Consider the following 21,194-nt stretch of genomic DNA (forward strand, 5'->3'; position numbering starts at 1 on the left):
CAATCGATGCTAAGCTTACTTGTAAACCAAGTATTCTGCAGAACACATAATAGATGAATTATATCAAAGTCATTCAGAGACTACCATTTTGGATAGAGCCGAATAGGCTTGAATACTTTTATAAAAAGGAACGATGTCTATGGATACAAGTATGAGCCGTAACAAAAAACTGGGGGAGTTTTTGAAATCACGGAGAAGCCGCATTCAACCGGAACAGGTTGGATTGTCAGGATCTTATGGACAGCGAAGAACACCCGGTCTACGGCGGGAAGAAGTAGCGGTATTGGCTGGTGTCAGTGCAACGTATTACACGTGGCTCGAACAGGGTAGGGAGTTGGCGGCTTCACGAGAAGTGATGCAGAGTATAGCGAATGCGCTCCGTTTAACCCTGGAAGAGAAGAGTCATCTGTTTGACTTATGGGACCCTAATACGGAACATGAATTCCTTGCTTCGTATTCACAACTGGAGCCAGGGTGGCAGAGCATTATTGGCCAGTTGACTCATCCTTCCTTTATTACCAATGAACGTTCTGAGGTACTTGCCTGGAATGAAGCTGCTGATACGAACCTTTTCAACTTCTCATCGATGAATGTGAACGAGCGTCTAATGATGCGGATTTTATTTCTGGATCCAGCGCTCAGGGAGCGTATGCACAACTGGGAGGAATTCGCGCGGCACTCGGTAGCCGTATTCCGTACGTATTATGACAAGTATCCGAGTGACCCCGAATTCAGCAGAATCGTGAAACAATTGAGTGAAGAAAGTGTAGACTTCCGAACGATCTGGAACCTGCACCAAGTTGAATTAAAACAAGTCAATCGTGTCCTGCTTGAAACGACGGATCGGGCAGATGGCGTTGTGCATGCATACGATATCTTTTCCATGAATAATCTGAACAGCCAATCAGGCATTCATTGTTGTATTTACGTTCCTGTTGCCATATAGAAGGTTAATCAAACTAGTAATTTCTTTACTAGCATAAACAGAGTGTGGTTGGGGTCTCGGGAGTGAAATAGAATGAACTCAAGTTCATACGTATCTAGTTAACGTTTCTATTTCAAGATGAAAAGAGGGAGCCTCATGCTCAAAACAAGAACACTGGGAAATGATAAATTACGAATATCTGCGCTCGGCCTGGGTGTGATGATGATGCCGGATAATGACGAATCGGTACATACCATTCAGGGTGCGCTAGATGCAGGAGTTACCATGTTTGATACGGCGGATCTGTATGGAGAGTATGAAAAACAGCGATTTGGAGGGAATGAAAAACTGCTTGGACGCGCGCTTCAAGGTCGAAGATCCAAGGCAATCGTTGCCACCAAATTTGGTATAACACACACGCAGGGCCCCAAGGGAGATCCAGCCTACATCAAAAAATCAGTAGATGCGAGTCTCTACAACCTGGGAATGGATTATATCGATCTGTATTATCAACATCGTCCTGATCCGAATACACCTATTGAAGAGACGGTAGGCACGCTTGCCGATCTGGTTCAACAGGGGAAGATTCGATATATCGGTTTGTCCGAAGCGCCAGTAGAGATCATTCGGCGTGCACATGCTGTTCATCCGATTACAGCGTTGCAGACCGAATATTCATTATGGAGTCGAGAGCTTGAGGATGAGATTATGTCTGTCCTGCATGAATTGAACATTGGCTTGGTTCCATACAGCCCATTGGGGCGGGGATTCCTGACAGGTCAGATCCGTTCCATAGACGATCTGCCGGAGGATGATTATCGTCGCCACTATCCGCGTTTCCAAGGTGAGAACTTTCAGAAAAATTTGGAGGTTGTTGGATTGATCCAAGAGATGGCTAAGCAAAAAGGATGCACGGTCTCTCAACTTGCTCTGGCCTGGTTGCTTGGAAAGGGGGAACATATCGTTCCGATCCCGGGGACTCGCAACTTGGAAAGAGTTCACGAGAACTTAGGAGCGCTACAGGTTTCGCTTACGGATGATGAGATGAACCAGATAGATCGCATATCACCCCAAGGCATTGCAGCCGGAGGCAGATTCCCTGGTCAAGTCTAGTTTGTTTATACATGATTCTAAGAAACCTAAAGTTCAGGATTAAAAACAATATATAACATGTGTCAACGGTATTATCTTTCTATTCTCCGGCATACAGTACAACAATGAGATGTATGCCCAAGGAGGAGAAATGATCGTATGATGAATCCGATTTTACAAGCCCCGAATGTTCCGCTGGCAGCCGATTCCAATGCGGTTATCAATTATCAGAGGGATTCACGCAACTATGTAACCCAGTTATTTGGAGAACAGCTGCCGACCATTGCAAATGGTTTCTTCAACGTGTACTTAAGCAAAGGAATCATTGTGCAGCCGCACTGGCACACCAATGTTACGGAGATGGTTGTGGTCATCACCGGTGAAGTTACAGCGTCAGTCTTCAATCCGTTTACGCGTGAACGATTGACATATCGTCTGAAACCAGGTCAGGTTGTGGTATTTCCGAAAGGCTGGTTTCACTGGTTTGTCGCTGAGACAGATGATGTATATGTATTAACTATTTTTGATCAACCAACGCCTGATATTGTGTTTGGAGCGGATTTCTTGGCAGCTACACCGCCGGAGGTGGCTCACCGCGCGTACTGTTTGGATGAAGAGGCATATGCGAGAGCTGTTGCGTCCATTAAAAATGATGCCATTCTGGGCCCTCCAATAGGGTGTGATACGCAGGTTTCTGATCAATCGACTTCACCTTCCGAGACGTCCGTGTCGCCATCCAGTAAGCTGAAGTCTTAATTCAAGATTCCTTATTCATTATCAAAGTACACAGCCTGTAACTGGAGAATAACAGTTGCAGGCTTTTTGATGTGTAGATGTAATGATCGTATGATAAAAATTCAAAATGCCTGAGTCAGTGTATTACGATCTCTGTTAGTATAGTATGAACATCCAAAAAAAACGGAGGACTCATGAATGAACATGTCAGAAATGAATACGCTTGAAACTGCAATGAGTTATGCACCTATTTTGATGTTTGACAGAGCCGAACCCTTTTATCCTGATTTTGTTGGCATTTCTGTGTTGCATCAATCAGGGCCTTCACCATCGTTCAGAAGGGACATAAAGTTTCCGACCGAGGCAGTACAATATGTAATTGAATATGCAATCTGGTGGGATTATGAGATTGGACATCTGTATGAAATGGAGCATGTATGGGTTTATGTGGGTCATGATGGAGAGGTAGTAGACTGTGAAGCCAGCTTTCATGGGAAAGTGCTGCGTGGATTGTTGAAGGAACGGGTCAATGTGGTTGGACATCATGTATGTCTGTACTCGCAGCCTGGCAAACATGCTTTCTCACCACTTCCGGTTGTATTTGAGTTATTGCCAAACCTGTATAGTGCAGCAGGTGCCGAAGCTGGATGTGATGGGCTACTTGTGAATGAGTTGTTTCAAGATTATTTTGAAACGAACGAACAGATCGATGCTCAGGTGGAGCGTTATCTGCAGACCAAAGCGTTTGTACCTACCATGGAGTTCGAAGAATATTTACTAAAACCGGAGATGTTCATGACGTGGGATAATCTGTTTGATATTATTCCGCACAGGATTAAGGACCGCTTGATGGAACTGGAGCAGTTATATAACACATAAGTAATTAGTTTTAAACGGGTTTTATGTTAATTTAAAGTGTGTTTTTTTGCTTCAAAACCAAACTTTGTTAATTCGGGTTTGGTTTTTTTTATGGGAAAATGGACTCAGTATGAGTAAGGATTTATTAGACTTAAGTCTTGAAATGTTGAGTGTGTGCAGCAAAATACATAATTTTTACGCATGGAAAATGATATTTGTTAGACGTAAGAACTATACAACTTCTTATGTAAATATAAGAAGATCATATCACATGAAATTTTGTATGGAGATGTATTTGCAAATCAATGCAGAATGTAGATTATACATATATATGTAAGTGGAAAAAGAAATTTAATAGGTAAAAAGTATAAATTATATTAAAAAGAAGTTTCTTTATATCTGAAATAAAAATTCATAATAGTGCAAATTTATAGAAATAAAAATTTCCTATTCAGTTTTAATATATTTATGTCGAAATAGATCGTAAGTTGTCTGGAGCGCGACCTAGAGAAGGGTTTACTAAGCGTTATATACATAACTGGACACTACGATGCCTAGGAGGAGATTACATGAAGTGGTTTGGAAACTTGAAAACAGCAACAAAGATTATCTCAGCATTTTTAATTGTGTCGATAATCCTCGCGTCGCTTGGCGTCTACTCGGTAGTAACATTGAGAAGTACAAATGAACGAATGCAAGAGATGTATAACAACAATCTGATCTCAGTTAGGGAACTGTCCTCTGCTCAGGTTGATTATCAGAGATTGCGAGTTAACGTGCGAGATTTGAATTATGAAACGGTAGCAGCAGAACAGACCAGAGTTACGGAAAATATCGCTACAATTCGTCAATCCATGGAGGAGCGACTTGCTACGTATCGTCCTCTTGCTACTACCCCGGAAGAAGCGGAATTGCTTCGTAAGTTAGATACCCAATATACCAGCTATATGAAACTTTATGATCAAGGCGTCACTATGGCGGTATCAGATGATGATGCAGCTTTCATTACATTCCTGAAATCAACATTGAAACCTCCGGGTGATGAGGTTGTAAAAACGCTCGCAGACCTGGTGGATCTCAATGTAACATTGGCAGATCAGGCTAACACGAAGTCTGAAGAAGCCTACACAACTTCCTTTGCAGTAACAATTGTTATGGTCGTTGCATCCGTACTCTTCAGTGTCCTCATTGGATACATCATCTCTCGCTCCATTTCGAAGCCACTCATGGCCATGCTGGGTCTAGCTACGGAAGTTGCCAACGGAAATCTGACCCTTAAATCAGACATCTCTAGCAAAGACGAAGTGGGTCAACTGGCTGCGGCATTGAATCGTATGGTCGACAACCTGAAAGAGTTAATCAACAATATCGTGATGAACTCTCAAAGTGTTGCCGCTTCTTCGGAACAGATCTCAGCTAGCACACAGGAAATTGCAAGTACCAGCACAAGCCAATCCAGTGAGGCAGGAAACATCTCCGAATTGTTCAAGGAGCTTTCGCTTGCCATTAACTCTGTCGCTGCAAGTGCGGAAGAAGCTGCTGAGTTGTCCAACGATACCGTGAAGACTGCACGTGAAGGTGGACTTGTTGTACAGACTTCATTGGAAGGTATGCAAGCTGTTAATACAAAAATGACCAAGCTTGAAGATGATTCTCGTAAAATTGGTGACATCATCGAAGTGATTGACGATATCGCTGAGCAGACCAATCTGCTCGCGCTGAATGCTGCTATTGAAGCGGCACGTGCGGGAGAACAAGGACGAGGATTCGCCGTAGTCGCAGATGAAGTCCGGAAGCTTGCAGAACGAAGTGGTGAGGCGACCAAAGAAATTACAGCCATCATCAAAGCGATGCAGGAAAACACGAGACAGAGTGTACAGGCAGTAGCAGCCAGTGTTGAGCAGTCTTCCATGACTGGGCAGGCGTTTGATCAGATCATTGATATGGTCAATAACTCTTCTCAGAAAGTAAACGAAATTGCAGCTGCATGTGAGGAAGAGGCAGCTCAAGCGGCGGAGGTAATGAGTTCTGTTGAATCCATCTCGGCTTCCAGTGAGGAATCCGCCGCTGCGTCAGAAGAGACTGCAGCAACCTGTCAGTCTTTGGCACACCTGGCGGAAGAGCTGGCGATTTCGGCAGCTGCCTTCAAAACCCAATAAAACACATTGAATTGAGGGTGAATTGATGTCTTCACTTCAGAAGGAACAATATATTGAGCTGTCTGTAGGTGCAGAGACCTGCGCCATTCGAATCGAAGAAATTCACGAAATTATTAAAATGCTCAGCATTACAGATATCCCATTCAGTCGCCCAGAGATCAAAGGGGTAGTTAATCTGCGTGGCAAGGTTGTATGTGTGATGAGTCTGCGTAACCTGCTGGGTATGCCGGATGAACCGGACACCAGAGCGACGCGTATTATCGTAGTTCGACATCAGGAGGAATATATTGGCTTGATCGTGGATCGCGTGAACAAGGTAACCACATATTCAGAAATACATCCGCCAACCGGCGGATATGGTCGTAACCGTGAAGGTTTATTCCATGGTGTGGGTCAACAGGAAGACAAGCTTGTGGGCATTTTGAAACTGGACGAAATATTGGGCGGTTAGGGAGGTATATACGAATGATGGATTTGTCTGCCTACCGTGACATCTTTATCGAAGAACTGAATGATCAATTGGAACGTATGGATCAGTCTTTATTGGCATTGGAGCTTTCGCCTTCTGTAGAACTGGTTCAGACGCTGTTTCGGGCAGCCCATACCATCAAGGGATCAGCATCCACAATGGATTTCCGTGAATTAAGCGACCTCACGCATGAAGTGGAGTATGCTCTTGAATGGGTCCGGGAGAAAAAACCGGAGATGACTTCGGAGCTAATTGATACGTTGTTTCGCTCTTTGGACGCCATGAAGGTGCTTCGTGATCAGTACATCCGTGGGGAAGCTTATGCAGACTTTCGAGCAGTAGTACGAGAAATAAAAGATTTAATTCAAACCCCGGCAGTAGTTGGGCAACTTAAAGTACCTCAATTGCAACCAGCAGAATCGATTGTGGCACAGGTGGCTATAGTGTCAGGCAAGCAGTTATTGTCCATTCATATCGTGCTGGAGCAGAAGTGCATGATGAAAGCGGCCAGATATCATATTTTACGACAACGCATTGAGGAGATCTGTGGTACGGTTGTCGCTACTTCGCTCATGGAGAGTCAACCGGGCGCGCAGAATGAAGATGATCATTATGGTCAGTTCATCATCATCGTAGCAACGTCAAAGGACACACAGCAGCTTAAGGCAGAGCTGTCTTCAGACTCGGATATTCATATGCTGGAGATTGATCCATATCTGCTGGAATCCAATGAGGTTGCAGCGACGTCTGCACCAATTGAATTAATCTCTGAAACAGAGCAAACGAAACAAAGCTTGCCTACCGTGAATACAACTGGCCCGGATGAGAAAGTGAAAGCTGCTCAACCTACGGTTCGTGTGAGTGTTGAACGTCTGGACCATTTGATGAATTTGGTCGGTGAACTGTTAATTGATCAGACATCCCTTGCAGATCTTAGTGGATCGGGTGCGCGTAAGGAGTCTTCACCACTAATCCGGAGTATTAGTGGTGTATCCGATCATATGGGCAGGGTGATCAAGGAACTCCAAGAAGGTGTAATGAAGACACGGATGTTACCTATTGATCAACTATTCAGTCGCTTCCCGAGATTGGTTCGTGACCTATCACAGAAGCTGGGTAAGGATCTGGAACTGGTTATTCAAGGTGGAGAGACTGAGCTTGACCGGATGATTATTGAAGAATTGAGTGACCCGCTGATCCATCTCATCCGCAACAGTGCTGATCATGGCATTGAAAATGCAGAGGTTCGGGCGGAGAACGGTAAGCCGTCCAAAGGACGTATTACATTAACCTCATTTCACGAAGAAAATCATGTCGTCATTCGTTATTCAGATGATGGCAAAGGCATCGATGGTGAGAAGATCAAGGCTTCCGCTTTGGGCAAAGGTATTATTAGTGAGGAACAGGCTGCGCGACTAACGACACAGGAAGCTGTGCATCTCATATTTGAGCCTGGCTTCTCTACGGCTTCTTCTGTCAGTGAAGTATCAGGACGTGGCGTTGGAATGGACATCGTGCGTAGTCAGATCGGACGACTCAACGGTATCATTGATATTGATACAGAGGTTGGTGTGGGCACCACGTTTACGATCCGTCTACCCCTTACATTGGCAATTATTAAAGGTCTGTTAGTCAAAGTATCGGGTCGTGTATTGATCTTGCCGATGTACAACGTCGCAGAGATTGTTCGAATTTCACCTGAGGATATTCAGATGATTCAGGGGCAACAAGCGATTCTGAATCATGGACGAATTGTACCTTTTCACCGACTGTGCGACAGGCTCAACTATCCACGAACAGACCGCAAATCCAAAACCATTCCACTGGTGATCGTGCGTTCCGTTGACAAAATTGCAGCATACGCAGTAGATGAGATTATAGGAAATCAGGAAGTCGTTATTAAGACGCTTGGTACGTATCTGGGAGCGATGAACCATCTATCTGGCGCAACGATCCTCGGTAATGGTAAGGTTGCCCTTATATTGGACGCGTCCTATCTGGTGAGTCTTTAATCGTTAGATAAACACAAATTTTTATGCAGGCCAAAAAGCCTCATCATCCATGACTGGATGGTGGGGCTCTTTGTTGTACCTTTTGACATTGTGACCACTCAGGATTTGAAAATGAGATCCATAAACCGGTTGGCAGCCAGAGAGATTGGCATATTGCGTTTGGTCATAATCCCCACATGGGAAGGGGGGAGCGGGACATCAAGCTGAATTTCGAAGAGAGAACCTTCCTCCAGCTCTTTGGATATAAATTCACGTGTGACATAGGAAATCCCCAGTCCTCGACGCGCAAACTCAATCAACAGATCAACGCTACCAACCTCAATCTCAGGTTTCAACGTGTAATTATAGCTGTTAAACAACTCGGTTATAGCCATCCGAACCCGGCTGTTCCGAGAGAAGAGGATCAGTTGATGCTCCAGAAGCATCTCAAGTGTCATGACTTTACCCTTCAACTGAGCATATCGTTCCCCAGCTACAAAACAGTCCTTCAACTGAATACTTTCTCTGACTTCAAGCTGTGGATCAACAATGGGCATCCGAACAACACCAAGATCGATCTTGCCTTCTTTTAGAAAGGTGATGACTTCCGGCGTAGTTCCATGACTCAGATGCAGCTTGATGTTAGGGTACAAGGTGTGGAATTCCTCTAGATATGCCAGCATGTAATGCTTGAACAGGGAGTCACTGCCACCAATCCGGAGTTCACCATTGTCGAGATTCTTCAGTGCGGCCATTTTTTCTTCCGCAAGTGAGATCAGAATCTGGGATTGTTCAATATAGGAGTATAGACTGGCACCTTCCTGTGTCAACGCTACACCCTTAGAATTTCGATAAAACAAGGTAAGACCAAAGCTCTCTTCCAATTGCTTAATGGCATGACTGACGCTGGGTTGAGTGATATACAGTGCTTTTGCAGCCTGTGTCAAACTTCCCGTTTTGGCGGCCCAATAAAAGACTTTATATAGTTCGTAATTTGTTGTCATAGATGTGGTCTATAGCTCCTGTGAAATATATTAATTACTTGTATAGCTATAAAACGTATTATAGTGTAACTACAACAAAGAAACCAGAGTTACTTGGAAGGAGAACGGTGAGATGGAACCAACTACCATTGTTTTATTTGGTGCTACTGGCGATTTAGCCAAAAGAAAAATATATCCTGCCTTATATAACTTATATCTTGAGCAGAAGCTTCCTGAAACCTTCTCATTGATTGGTCTGGGGCGTAGAGAGTGGTCTGATGAATTCTTTCAGGCACAAGTGGAAAAATCACTTAATGAATTTTCCAGACGCCAGGCTGATCCTGAAGTTGTGAAGTCATTTGTGAAAGCTTTTCGCTACAGTGTATTGAATATAAGCCATAAGGAAGATTATATAAAGCTGTTGGGATTAGTTGAACAAAGAGAAGCTGAGCTTGGCATTCCGTCCAATCGCTTGTTTTATCTCTCGGTTGGTCCGGAATTCTTCGAACCGATTGCCGAGAATATTCAACAAAGTGGGCTGGGTTCCACAGAGGGCTGGAAGCGTCTCGTCATCGAGAAACCATTTGGTCACGATCTGCAATCCGCCCGAGACCTTAATCGCAAATTAAGCGAATCGTTCACGGAGGAAGAGATTTATCGGATTGACCACTATTTGGGCAAACCGATGGTACAGCGTCTGGAGACGTTGCATCAAAGTAACCCAATCATGAAGGCGTTATGGAACAATCGTTACATCTCCAATGTGCAAATTACGGCGAATGAGACTGTAGGTGTCGAAGAACGTGCATCCTATTATGATCATGTAGGCGCTGTGCGAGACATGTTCCAGAATCATATGTTGCAATTGCTCATGATGATGGCGATTCAGCTTCCTTACAACAGTACTTCCGAAAAAGTTGGATTGAAGAAAAAGCACATCATGGAATCGATCCAGCCGTTACAAAAACAAACTGTGGGCGCAAACATCATCCGTGGGCAGTATGCGGCAGGCAACATTCAAGGCAAACCGGTTAATGCTTATGTTGCTGAACCAGGTGTAGCGGAGAACACGATGAATGACACATTCATTGCTGCCAAATTGCAAATTGATGATTTCTTCTGGCGTGGTGTTCCGTTTTACATTCGCACGGGTAAAAGAATGAAGGAGAAATCAACACGTATCGTGATTGAATTCAAAGAACCTTCAGGACAGACAAATGTGCTGAAAAACAAGGGTTCCAAACCAAACCTGCTCGTCATTGAGATGAGTCCGGATCAGAGCATGACACTGCAACTGAATGCAAGTGATCCTGAGAATAAAGGTGAATTCAAACCGGTTCATATTGATCTTTCTCCGGACAAAGGTGACCTTGCGGAAGCTTACGAGAATCTGATTCGTGATGCTTTGCTGGGTGATCCAACCTTCTTTGCCCACTGGGATGAAGTAGAATTGTCATGGGCATGGGTGCAGCCAATTCTGGATGCATTCCAGGAAAATCTGTTGCCACTTCACCTGTATCCTGCGGGTAGCTATGGACCGGTTGAATCAGATGTTATGCTTGAAGAAGAAGGTCACCACTGGTGGTTTGATGAGCCGGCGGATCAGGAGTCTGTAGTTACAAATAGCATACCCTTGGCGGTTAATGCGAATCTCTAAACCAAAATAAAAAATATATCTGGAGGTATTTTAATCATGAAATTTTTTATCGATACAGCTAACGTGGAAGATATCCAAAAAGCATACAAAATCGGCGTATTGTCTGGCGTAACAACAAACCCATCTTTGGTAGCCAAAGAAGGCGTGAAATTCGAAGATCGTATTGAAGAAATCTTGCGTTTGGTACCTGAAGTGGAGTCCGTTTCTGCGGAAGTGACACCAGATGCCCTTACTGCTGAAGAAATGATCGCGCAAGCAGAAGAATTGATCAAAATTAACAACAGTGACAAAAACATTACGATCAAATTGCCAATGACACTTGCAGGACTTGAAGCTTGCCGTTACTTGACCAAAAAAGGCGTGAAAACCAACGTAACGTTGATCTTCACTGTGAACCAGGCGCTTCTGGCTGCTCGTGCTGGTGCAACATATGTATCTCCATTCCTGGGTCGTCTTGATGATATCTCCGAAGATGGCGTACAATTGGTTACCAAAATTGCTGAATTGTTCCGTACACATAACCTGGATGCACAGATTATTGCGGCTTCTGTAAGACATCCGGATCACGTTACACGTGTAGCAATGGCGGGAGCACATATCGCTACTGTTCCATTCTCCGTCATTGAACAGATCTCCAAACACCCGCTGACAGATCAAGGTATGGACAAATTTGCAGCTGACTGGAAAAAAACAGTACAATAATCACTGAACATTTATTCGTTTCAACTTACAATAAATACGTGTTCAAAAAGGTCGGTTTTCAGTATCGAGAAGATGGAATGAAGCTAGAAATGGAGTAGCGGAGCGTAGGAAACTACGTGAGCAACGGACATTTCGGCTGAATCCCATATTCGATGCTGATGATGCCTTTAGGCATTCTTCGTAATCAAAAGCGGACTTTTTGAACACCCTCTATAAAACTATATAAATCATGGAGCATTGGGAGGACATAATGAGTAAACAACAGATTGGTGTTATTGGATTGGCAGTAATGGGTAAAAACCTGGCTTTGAATATTGAAAGTAAAGGTTTCTCGGTATCGGTATTTAATCGTTCCCCAGAGAAAACGAACGATCTTCTGAAAGAAGCTGAAGGTAAAAACCTGACAGGTGCGTTCACCATTGAAGAATTCGTGGAATCCCTGGAGTCTCCGCGTAAAATTCTGATCATGGTGCAAGCAGGTAAAGCAACAGATGCAACGATCGAGCAACTGCTTCCTCATCTAGATCAAGGCGACATTATTATCGATGGAGGTAATGCTTACTTCCCTGACACACAACGTCGCAGTAAAGAACTGGAAGAAAAAGGTTTCCGATTCATCGGAGCAGGTGTATCCGGTGGTGAAGAAGGCGCACTGAAAGGCCCGGCAATCATGCCAGGCGGTCAGGAAAGTGCTTATCAGTTGGTAGAACCGATCCTGACAGCGATCTCCGCTAAAGTTGGCGATGACGCTTGCAGCACATATATCGGACCAGACGGTGCCGGACACTATGTGAAAATGGTGCATAACGGTATCGAGTACGGAGATATGCAGTTGATTGGTGAAGCTTATCACTTGCTCAAATCCGTATTGAACGTTTCCGTTGAAGAGTTGCATGAGATCTTCACTGAGTGGAATCAAGGGGAGCTGGACAGCTACCTGATTGAAATCACTGCAGATATCTTCTCCAAATACGATCCTGAAACGGGTAAACCAATGGTTGACGTTATTCTGGACGCGGCTGGACAAAAAGGAACAGGTAAATGGACAAGCCAAAGCGCGCTGGATCTCGGCGTACCATTGTCCATGATTACGGAATCCGTATTCTCCCGTTTCCTGTCTGCGATGAAGGACGAGCGTGTAGCAGCTAGCAAAATCCTAAGTGGACCAGCAACTGAAGCATTCTCTGGCGACAAAAAAGCGTTCATCGAGAACGTGCGTAAAGCATTGTTTGCAAGTAAAATCGTATCCTATGCACAAGGATTTGCACAAATGCGTGCAGCTTCCGATGAATACGGCTGGGATCTGAAATACGGTAACATTGCCATGATCTTCCGTGGCGGCTGTATCATCCGTTCGCAATTCCTGCAAAATATCAAAGAAGCTTATGATAAGGACGCAGCTCTGAAAAACCTGCTTTTGGATCCTTACTTCCAAAACATCGTTGAGTCTTATCAAGGTGCATGGCGTGAAGTTATAGCAGCTGCTGTAAAACAAGGTATTCCGGTACCAGGCTTCTCCAGCGCTCTTTCTTACTACGACAGCTACCGTACAGAGCGTTTGCCAGCAAACTTGCTGCAAGCACAACGTGACTACTTCGGTGCTCACACATTCAAACGTGTGGACAAAGAAGGTTCATTCCACTTCCAGTGGATGGACACAAACGAGTAATTTTAATTCAGAAAATATAGCATTCCTGCAGTTGTCCTTGAATTTAGCTATTCAGGGCGGCTGCGGGAATGCTTTTTCTCGTTAATGGTTCGAATTTGAATATCATCAAATTGTAATAAAATGTACGAATCTGGGTTTGGCAAACAGATGATCTGACCCTTCAACTACGTTATACTTGTTCAGACGGACCGTTGTCCGTGATGAAAATTCAGAATACAACTTATTGACGTGGAGGTTAGACCGGGCATGTTTGTATTAGCAGGGATATTGTTTTTGGTCGTATACGGTTTATTAGTGTTCTACATAGGCTGGAGCGGTTGGAGTTGGATGAAACCAGTTGTGTCCGCCAGATTTCGATGGTTTTATATTATAGCACTTGTATTCCTTGCCATTTCCTTCATTCTGGCACGGGTATTTGGAAGCATTTCGTTCCTCGGTATCATCGGTTCTTACTGGCTGGCAATCTTCTCGTTGTTATTGTTGATCCTGCCCGTCGTTCACCTCACGATGTGGTTGCTGAGATTAACCCGTATTCCAAGACATCACACACAGAAATGGGCGGGAGTTGTTACGCTGGTGCTGTTAGTGTCCACATTGGGTTACGGAATTTTCAACGCCTACAGCCCTGTAGTGAGAACATATAATATCCAGATTGATAAAAAAGTAGAAGGTGTAGACAAGCTCAACATTGTCATGGCTGCCGATATGCACTTCGGACTTCTGTCTGGCCCTGCACATGCCAAACGCATGGTGGAGGAAATTAATGCACTGAAGCCGGATCTGGTGCTGTATCCTGGAGATATTATTGATGACAATCTGGATATGTACCTCAATAGCGGAATTGCCGATATTATCAGTGACATTCAGGCTCCATACGGCGTCTATGCTTCACTCGGGAATCACGATAAGTTCGATGGTCCGATTGAAGATCTGATTGCTGCGCTGGAGAAGAGCAACATGCAAGTTCTGTACGATGACAAAATCGTTTTGGATGACAAGATCACCCTCATTGGTCGGAAAGATCGCACAGAGAAGGATCGAGCAGAAGTAGCTTCATTAATGCAAAATACGGACTTGAGCCAACCGGTACTTATGATGGATCATCAGCCGTATGATCTGGATATTGCGGAACAGAACAATGTAGATCTGGTGGTATCCGGTCACACCCACCGTGGTCAAATTGCACCGGCTCAGTTCATCACACAGGCTATTTACGAGAATGATTGGGGTTATCTGCAAAAAGGTTCTATGCACTCCATCGTAACCTCAGGATTTGGCTTCTGGGGACCTCCAATTCGTACTAGTAGTCGTTCGGAGATTGTACAGATTAATGTGACGTTCCAGCAATGATGAAAGGCCCTTCGAGAGGAGGGCTGCCTTATAAGCACGTCAAGCGTAGATTGATGATACCGGCTCCGCTTTTATGATGACAAGATTAAATCTACTGTCGTCATAAAGCGGAGTATTTCTTATGCAATTTTAAATCGGCGCTTCAAGCCGCCTGTTTTTTATTATGTAAGTTAGTTTCTTACCCCTTTTGAAGGAATGGCTTCAAACGAATAAAATGCGCCTTTTGTATTGATTTTACCGATAAGCGTTGTGGCTCCTTTTTTTGTAAAGGTGTATTCGTTTTCTTGGATACGAACGGAATAACCTTTTAGCTCAATATCAAATATAGATCTGACTGTAGGTGCAGCAATGGATAGTGCTTTGTTTTTGCTGAGCTTGGGCTTGGCAAAAGACTTTTTGAAATCAGTATCATTTTTCCAGTTGATACCTAGTTCGTTGGTGACTTTCCATACCTTTCCGGTCTTGCTGCCGATATGTACGTAATTTAGATTGTCGTCATCCCTATACTGCCATAACATATCTTTTCCTTCTACGGTAAATAAGGTGTAATCAAAAGCTTTTACTGAGGGTATTCCAAGTGTTTTGAGTGAATTTCGTGCTATGTTTGTCATCCAGGCATAGGAATCATCGATTTTATATTGCAGAATTGCCGACATTTGATTACCTTTGTCCACATCGATGTAAAGTTGTTGACTTGGTCCAAAGATGACCCAGTAGTTTTGAAGTAAATGTCCATGTTCTGGATCATTGGCTTTGAAACGCCAGAAACCACCTTTAATGAAGATATCTTCATCTTCAAACGTTTTTAAGAAGGCATCAAGCTTCAGGCGCAGCGCATTATCCATGACTTTATTCAGATCAGCGTTATCATACATGATATGGGTGGACGCGACACGATTTGTATCAGGATCGTATGTTTGTGTGAAATAGGCGAACCCGGTTCCATCAATAGTTCCGTTAATGACCCACGGATCAAATGATCTGTCTATTGTGGTGAATTGAATGCTCTGTTTCCCCACGAGTTTAACTAGTTCATCACTTAAAAGTTGTTGTGTCTTCCGATCCAGCTGGTCAGCAGACTCTTGATTCTCAATCAACGAGAGGTCATTGGAGTTTGCGGCCAAGGTGAGTGGCGCAGATAATAAGAGTGACATGGCAGCAATGAATACAGTCATTGAAACGATTTTTTTCAAAATGAATCCTCCTGTTTAGTTTAGGCCATACTAAATAATGCTTACATATCATTTAATGTAACATAAAAGTAAAATGTTGCATAAACATAATAACCCAAACATCGGTTTCCTGTTGACACCGTTTTCAGGTTATGATAAATTAGATCCGAGGCTTGTTACCGGTAATGCGGGCAAAACCACTATGGAAATGATTTTATTATTTCTGTTTTGGTTTTGCCCTTTTTTATTCCTCAAAAAAAACCAGGTGGGTCCATAATGATTATTAAACAGATATTTAATAACAATATTGTCAGTACCGTGGATGACAAAAATCAGGAACTACTGATCCTCGGCCGGGGTATCGGATTTAAGTTCAAAGCAGGCGATGAGATTGATGAAGAGCGGATTGAGAAGATATTTCGTCTTCAGGATGCATCGATTTATGAGAAATTCAAATCCATCGTAGCTGAAGTGCCGATTGAGATTCTGCAGGCAACAGATGATATTGTGACACTGGCACGAACGCAATTGAACAAAACCATCAGTGACGGGATCTATGTCTCGCTGTCTGATCACATTCACTTTGCCGTTCAACGCTTGGAAAAAGGAATGATTACTCGTAATCCACTTTCTTGGGAAGTTCAGCATTTCTATAAGGCGGAGTATGATGTGGCCAGAGAAGCACTGACCTTGCTGAAGGAAAGACTGGATATTGAGTTTCCCAAAGATGAAATCTGTAATATTGCCTTACATTTCATCAATGCGGAAGTCAATGATTCCATGAACGATGTCACTCATCTGATGCAGCTGTTGCAGGAGATTATGAATATCATCAAATATCACTTCAACGTCGAATTGGATGAAGATAGCGTCAACTATTTCCGCTTCATCACCCATTTGAAATATTTCTGTCAGCGTGTCATTACCCATTCTTCACATGATGATGCCGAGGAGTATTTATATGAAGTGGTTCGGAAAAACTATCCGGAGACATTCAAATGTATTGGCAAGATCGAGACTTTTATCCATAAGAACTATCAGTATGACATGACTCACTCTGAGCAGTTATATCTAACGCTCCATCTGGAACGTCTGATGAAAACCAAGCGGGACGAAAAGTCCACGCAATAGAATCAAATCACAACTGGATATCCTATGGGCTTGTTACTGTTCAATCAGGCAATACCCGAATGAGATGGCGCCATCAATATGCGCTAGATTCGTTCGGGTATTTTTTATTGGAAAAATGAGGAGGAAAACATCATGAAACATCAGGAAACGGCGCAGGAAATCATTAAAGCCGTTGGGGGAACAAACAATATTAACTCAGTTTATCACTGCGTCACACGTTTGCGCTTTGATCTGAAAGACAACGAGAAAGTTGATAACGGCTCACTCAAGAAATTGGATAAAGTCATGGGAACGAATGTTTCCGGTGATCAATTCCAGGTCATTATCGGTAATGACGTGTCGAAAGTATTCGACGCTATGGTGAAGGAAAATCCGGCAATCCAGCAAACTGCAGAAAACAAAGAGCCAAAGTCGGATAAAAAACAAAATGTCGTGCTGAAAATTTTTGAAACAATCGCAGGTGTCTTTGCTCCAATGCTTCCAGCGATTACTGCCGCAGGTATGCTCAAAGGATTACTTGCACTATTCGTGTCCGTAGGTTGGATGTCTGCCGGAACGGATACGTATCGTATTCTTTCAGCCATCGGTGACGGCGTATTCCACTACCTGCCTTTACTGATTGCAGTCAGCGCTGCTCGTAAATTCGGCAGTAACCCGTTTGTTGCGATTGCACTAGGTACGGCACTCATGTATCCAGACATGACAGCATTGTTATCTAGCGGTGAATCGGTTGGATTTTTGGGAATCCCGGTTACAGCAGTAAGTTATGCTTCATCGGTTATCCCGATTCTTCTTGCAGTATGGTTGATGTCCTATGTTGAGAAATGGGTTGACCGTGTTATCCCTGCTGCGCTCAAGCTATTGCTTGTGCCACTGATTACCTTGCTTGTAATGGTTCCGGTAACGCTGATTGCAATTGGTCCATTGGGTACATTTGTAGGTAGCGGATTGTCTGGCGGTATCAACTGGCTGTTGAATGAAGGCGGATTGATTGCAGGTATTGTTCTTGGCGGCGCGATGGCGCTCATTATTATGACAGGAATGCACTATGCACTTGTGCCGATCATCCTGAGTAATATCGCTACACTGGGCTTTGATAAATTCTTGCCATTGACCTTTATCTCCAATATGGGTCAGGCTGGTGCAACACTCGGCGTATTCTTCCGGGCGAAAGATAAAAAACTTAAAACCGTGGCATTGTCAACGAGCTTCACAGCTCTGATGGGTGTAACGGAGCCGGCTATGTACGGGGTTAACATGAAGTATAAAAAACCATTTGCCGCAGCCATGATTGGTAGTGCAGTGGGTGGCGGATTCGCCCTTGCTTTTGGCGCGAAAGCTTACGTTCTTGCGGGTAACGGTGGTCTCCCAGGACTTCCTTCCCTGATCGGACAGACCTTCTGGTATTCCTTTGGGGGTATGATTTTGGCCTTTATCGTGGGTGCAATCATGTCTACGATATTTGGTATTAAGGAAGAAGAAGGAGACGCAGAGGCGTTAGCTCAATTCTCACCTGGTGCTTCTACAGCACCAGCGAAAGCTGTTTCCAACGATGCAGCAACCGTGAACGTGGAAGACATGGGCGATCCAACACCAACGAGTGATGCAATAGCTGTTGCACCGATGACAGGTAAATCCATCCCGCTCAAAGAAGTTAACGATCCAACGTTTGGTGATGAATTGATGGGTAAAGGTGTGGCATTTGTTCCAACGGTGGGCGAATTGGTATCTCCAGTGACAGGTACCATCATGAATGTGTTCAAAACAAAACATGCGATCGTTGTCCGCAGTGATAACGGAATGGAATTGTTGATTCATGTTGGAATTAACACTGTGAAGTTGCGTGGACAGTATTTTGATGCACATGTTACTACAGGAGCACGTGTTCATGCTGGAGACAAGTTACTCACATTTGAACTGGCCGAGATTGCAAAAGAATACGACATCACAACCGCTATGGTTGTTACCAATACGGCTGATTACAAGCAGGTTCTACCTGTGAAATTGGGCGAAATCACGATCGGTGAAGACGTATTGAAAGCTGAGATCTAAACTGTTCGTCTTAGGACTAATAACATCAACAAAAGAAGGAGAGATACGGATGATTAATCGACAAGGGTTTCCAGAAGGTTTTCTATGGGGCGGCGCTATTGCCGCTAACCAGGCTGAAGGTGGATTTGACGCTGGTGGCAAAGGATGGTCGACAGCCGACATGGTTCCTTATTTTGAAAAAAAGGATTATACCAACCTTAGAGAACTGATGCATGTTACGAGTGCAACGGTCGAGAAAGCGATGGCACATCACAGTGCAGAAGGTTATCCGAAGCGTTACGGGATTGATTTTTACCACCGTTTCAAAGAGGATATTGCGCTGTTCGCCGAGCTGGGCTTCAAGACATTCCGTCTGTCCATCAACTGGCCGCGTATTTTCCCGAACGGTTATGATGCCGAGCCAAATGAAGAGGGACTGCGTTTCTATGACGAAGTGTTCGATGAACTCCGGAAATACGATATCGAACCACTTGTAACCCTCTCGCATTATGAGATGCCTATGGCACTTGTTCTGAAATATAACGGCTGGGCTGGCCGTGAAGTGATTGGACATTTTGTAAGATATGCGGAAACCGTGATGAACCGATACAAGGACAAAGTCAAATACTGGTTGACGTTTAATGAGATTAACACAACGATTATTGAACCATTCACAGGCGGCGGTATTATTGAAGACCGGGTTGAAAACACGATGCAGGCTTCTTATCAGGCACTTCATCATCAATTTGTAGCCAGCAGCCTGGTGACAGAGAAAGCACGTCAGATTAACCCGAACTTCCAGATTGGATGTATGCTTGCACGTATGATTCACTACCCGGCGACGTCGAAGCCAGAGGATGTACTGCAAGCACAGATTGATAACCAGCTGAACCTGCTGCATACGGATGTACAAGTTCGTGGTAGTTATCCAACGTTCATGGCTCGGTACTGGGCAGAGAACGGGATTACGATTGCCATGGAACCAGGAGATGAGCAGATCCTGCGTGAGCACACGGTTGATTTCATCTCGTTCAGTTATTACACATCCTTGGTGTCCGCAGTGAACCCAGAGGAGTATGGAGTGACGGGTGGTAACCTGTACAGTACGATTAAGAACCCGAATCTGGAGCGTACGGAGTGGGGCTGGCAGCTTGATCCAATCGGTCTGCGCGTTGCACTGAAAGAGCTGTATGATCGTTATCAACTGCCATTGTTTGTGGTGGAGAACGGCCTTGGTGCCAAAGATACCGTTGAAGCAGACGGTTCCATCAACGATGATTACCGTATTGATTATCTGAGAAAACATATCACACAGATGAAAGAAGCCGTTATGGATGGTGTGGACCTGATGGGATATACCAACTGGGGAGCAATTGATATCATCAGTGCATCCACTTCAGAAATGTCCAAGCGTTATGGCGTAATCTACGTGGATCAGGATGACAACGGACAAGGCACATTGAATCGGTATAAGAAAAAAAGCTTTGGCTGGTACCAAAAAGTCATTGCCTCAAATGGCGAGAACTTGGAATAGATCAACCTATATAGGCACCCCGGACGTAGCTGGTATTACGGCGCCGGGGCGCCTTTTTAATATAATCAGGTGGAATTCTCATCAACGCTATTGGCATTTTAAGGTAAAAAAGATGACTACATAACATTCTTGATGGTATACTGTGATCGTATTGGGGGAGGGATAACCATGAAGAAGCCTATAATTGCTGTAGATATGGATGACACGATATGTCATCTGGTCAAGCGGGCTATATATCACAACAACCTCAACTTCCCGACCCATCCGTTGCGCTATGAGGATATGATTCATTGGGATACATCCCATTTGCGTCATCCAGAGAGCACGCATGATGTATTTTATGGTCGGCCGGGTCTGTTCGAGGAATTGGAGTTATACGACGAATATGTTGTAGATGAGATGCGAAAGCTGAACGATGCTTATGATGTTATTGTTGTGACGGCAGCAGAACCAAGAACAGTTGTTGAGAAGTGGAACTGGCTTCAGCAGCACATGCCTTTTATAACCGCAGAACAGTTTATTACATGCAAAAGAAAAAATCTGCTCGCTTTTGATTTGCTTATTGATGATGGGGCACATAATTTGATTCCCGCGCATGAGGATGGCAAAAAGGTCATCTGTATCCCGCATCCATGGAATATACAGGAGCGTGAGCGATACAACTTTCCTTTGATGTCTTCATGGAAAGAGGCCAAGGCATACATAGATGAAGTGTTACAGGTTGTTGGTGTCTGAA

General features: G+C 44.1%; 17 protein-coding genes. 15 read left to right on the forward strand and 2 right to left on the reverse strand.

The window, feature by feature from the left end; genetic code table 11:
* Positions 1–139: 139 nt before the first annotated feature.
* From BLS69_RS05335 to BLS69_RS05365, 7 genes are all read left to right on the forward strand, one after another.
* A complete protein-coding gene (locus tag BLS69_RS05335) occupies positions 140–946 on the forward strand; it encodes a helix-turn-helix transcriptional regulator (RefSeq protein WP_256332227.1) in 807 nt (268 codons plus the stop codon).
* A gap of 135 nt (positions 947–1,081) precedes the next feature.
* Positions 1,082–2,038, forward strand: coding sequence for an aldo/keto reductase (locus tag BLS69_RS05340; RefSeq protein ID WP_256332228.1), 957 nt, complete (start codon positions 1,082–1,084; stop codon positions 2,036–2,038).
* Positions 2,039–2,176: 138 nt separating this feature from the next.
* Positions 2,177–2,773: a cupin domain-containing protein gene (locus BLS69_RS05345; RefSeq protein ID WP_091029148.1), complete on the forward strand. Its 597-nt coding sequence runs from the start codon at positions 2,177–2,179 to the stop codon at positions 2,771–2,773.
* 177 nt (positions 2,774–2,950) lie between these two features.
* The gene (locus tag BLS69_RS05350) at positions 2,951–3,631 is read left to right on the forward strand and encodes a hypothetical protein (protein WP_091029150.1); all 681 of its coding nucleotides are present in this window, start codon (positions 2,951–2,953) and stop codon (positions 3,629–3,631) included.
* A gap of 548 nt (positions 3,632–4,179) precedes the next feature.
* A complete protein-coding gene (locus BLS69_RS05355) occupies positions 4,180–5,769 on the forward strand; it encodes a methyl-accepting chemotaxis protein (RefSeq protein ID WP_091029152.1) in 1,590 nt (529 codons plus the stop codon).
* Between the two features lie 25 nt (positions 5,770–5,794).
* Positions 5,795–6,220 (forward strand): chemotaxis protein CheW, encoded by a 426-nt coding sequence (locus BLS69_RS05360; protein ID WP_017687852.1) that lies wholly within the window; start codon positions 5,795–5,797, stop codon positions 6,218–6,220.
* Positions 6,221–6,234: 14 nt separating this feature from the next.
* Positions 6,235–8,250, forward strand: a complete 2,016-nt coding sequence (locus tag BLS69_RS05365; protein ID WP_091029154.1) for a chemotaxis protein CheA — start codon at positions 6,235–6,237, stop codon at positions 8,248–8,250.
* Positions 8,251–8,348: 98 nt separating this feature from the next.
* On the opposite strand, the gene BLS69_RS05370 is transcribed toward BLS69_RS05365, so the two are convergent.
* Positions 8,349–9,233, reverse strand: a complete 885-nt coding sequence (locus tag BLS69_RS05370) for a LysR family transcriptional regulator (RefSeq protein ID WP_036672843.1) — start codon at positions 9,231–9,233, stop codon at positions 8,349–8,351.
* A gap of 112 nt (positions 9,234–9,345) precedes the next feature.
* Between BLS69_RS05370 and zwf the strand changes: the two genes are divergently transcribed.
* The 4 genes from zwf to BLS69_RS05390 all read left to right on the forward strand — a co-directional run bounded on the left by zwf (position 9,346) and on the right by BLS69_RS05390 (position 14,590).
* Positions 9,346–10,869, forward strand: coding sequence for a glucose-6-phosphate dehydrogenase (gene zwf, locus BLS69_RS05375; protein ID WP_091029157.1), 1,524 nt, complete (start codon positions 9,346–9,348; stop codon positions 10,867–10,869).
* 36 nt (positions 10,870–10,905) lie between these two features.
* Entirely contained in the window at positions 10,906–11,571 is a 666-nt protein-coding gene (gene fsa / locus BLS69_RS05380) for a fructose-6-phosphate aldolase (RefSeq protein ID WP_062835043.1), read from the forward strand.
* Between the two features lie 250 nt (positions 11,572–11,821).
* Positions 11,822–13,240, forward strand: coding sequence for an NADP-dependent phosphogluconate dehydrogenase (gene gndA, locus BLS69_RS05385; RefSeq protein ID WP_091029159.1), 1,419 nt, complete (start codon positions 11,822–11,824; stop codon positions 13,238–13,240).
* A gap of 246 nt (positions 13,241–13,486) precedes the next feature.
* Complete coding sequence (locus BLS69_RS05390) at positions 13,487–14,590, forward strand: metallophosphoesterase (protein ID WP_091029161.1); 1,104 nt, start codon at positions 13,487–13,489, stop codon at positions 14,588–14,590.
* A gap of 170 nt (positions 14,591–14,760) precedes the next feature.
* Here the strand turns inward: BLS69_RS05390 and BLS69_RS05395 are convergent, their stop codons facing one another.
* Entirely contained in the window at positions 14,761–15,783 is a 1,023-nt protein-coding gene (locus BLS69_RS05395) for a hypothetical protein (RefSeq protein WP_091029165.1), read from the reverse strand.
* 255 nt (positions 15,784–16,038) lie between these two features.
* Between BLS69_RS05395 and licT the strand changes: the two genes are divergently transcribed.
* The 4 genes from licT (at position 16,039) to BLS69_RS05415 (ending at position 21,193) form a co-directional block, all read left to right on the forward strand.
* On the forward strand, positions 16,039–16,893 hold the full coding sequence (licT, locus tag BLS69_RS05400; RefSeq protein ID WP_091029168.1) for a BglG family transcription antiterminator LicT: 855 nt from the start codon (positions 16,039–16,041) through the stop codon (positions 16,891–16,893).
* A 132-nt stretch (positions 16,894–17,025) separates the two neighbouring features.
* Positions 17,026–18,945 (forward strand): beta-glucoside-specific PTS transporter subunit IIABC, encoded by a 1,920-nt coding sequence (locus BLS69_RS05405; protein WP_091029170.1) that lies wholly within the window; start codon positions 17,026–17,028, stop codon positions 18,943–18,945.
* 49 nt (positions 18,946–18,994) lie between these two features.
* The gene (locus tag BLS69_RS05410) at positions 18,995–20,458 is read left to right on the forward strand and encodes a glycoside hydrolase family 1 protein (protein ID WP_017687861.1); all 1,464 of its coding nucleotides are present in this window, start codon (positions 18,995–18,997) and stop codon (positions 20,456–20,458) included.
* Between the two features lie 168 nt (positions 20,459–20,626).
* On the forward strand, positions 20,627–21,193 hold the full coding sequence (locus BLS69_RS05415) for a 5' nucleotidase, NT5C type (RefSeq protein ID WP_047843459.1): 567 nt from the start codon (positions 20,627–20,629) through the stop codon (positions 21,191–21,193).
* Position 21,194 lies beyond the last annotated feature (1 nt).

Source organism: Paenibacillus sp. CF095 (assembly GCF_900101225.1).
In the GTDB taxonomy this organism is placed as follows: domain Bacteria; phylum Bacillota; class Bacilli; order Paenibacillales; family Paenibacillaceae; genus Paenibacillus.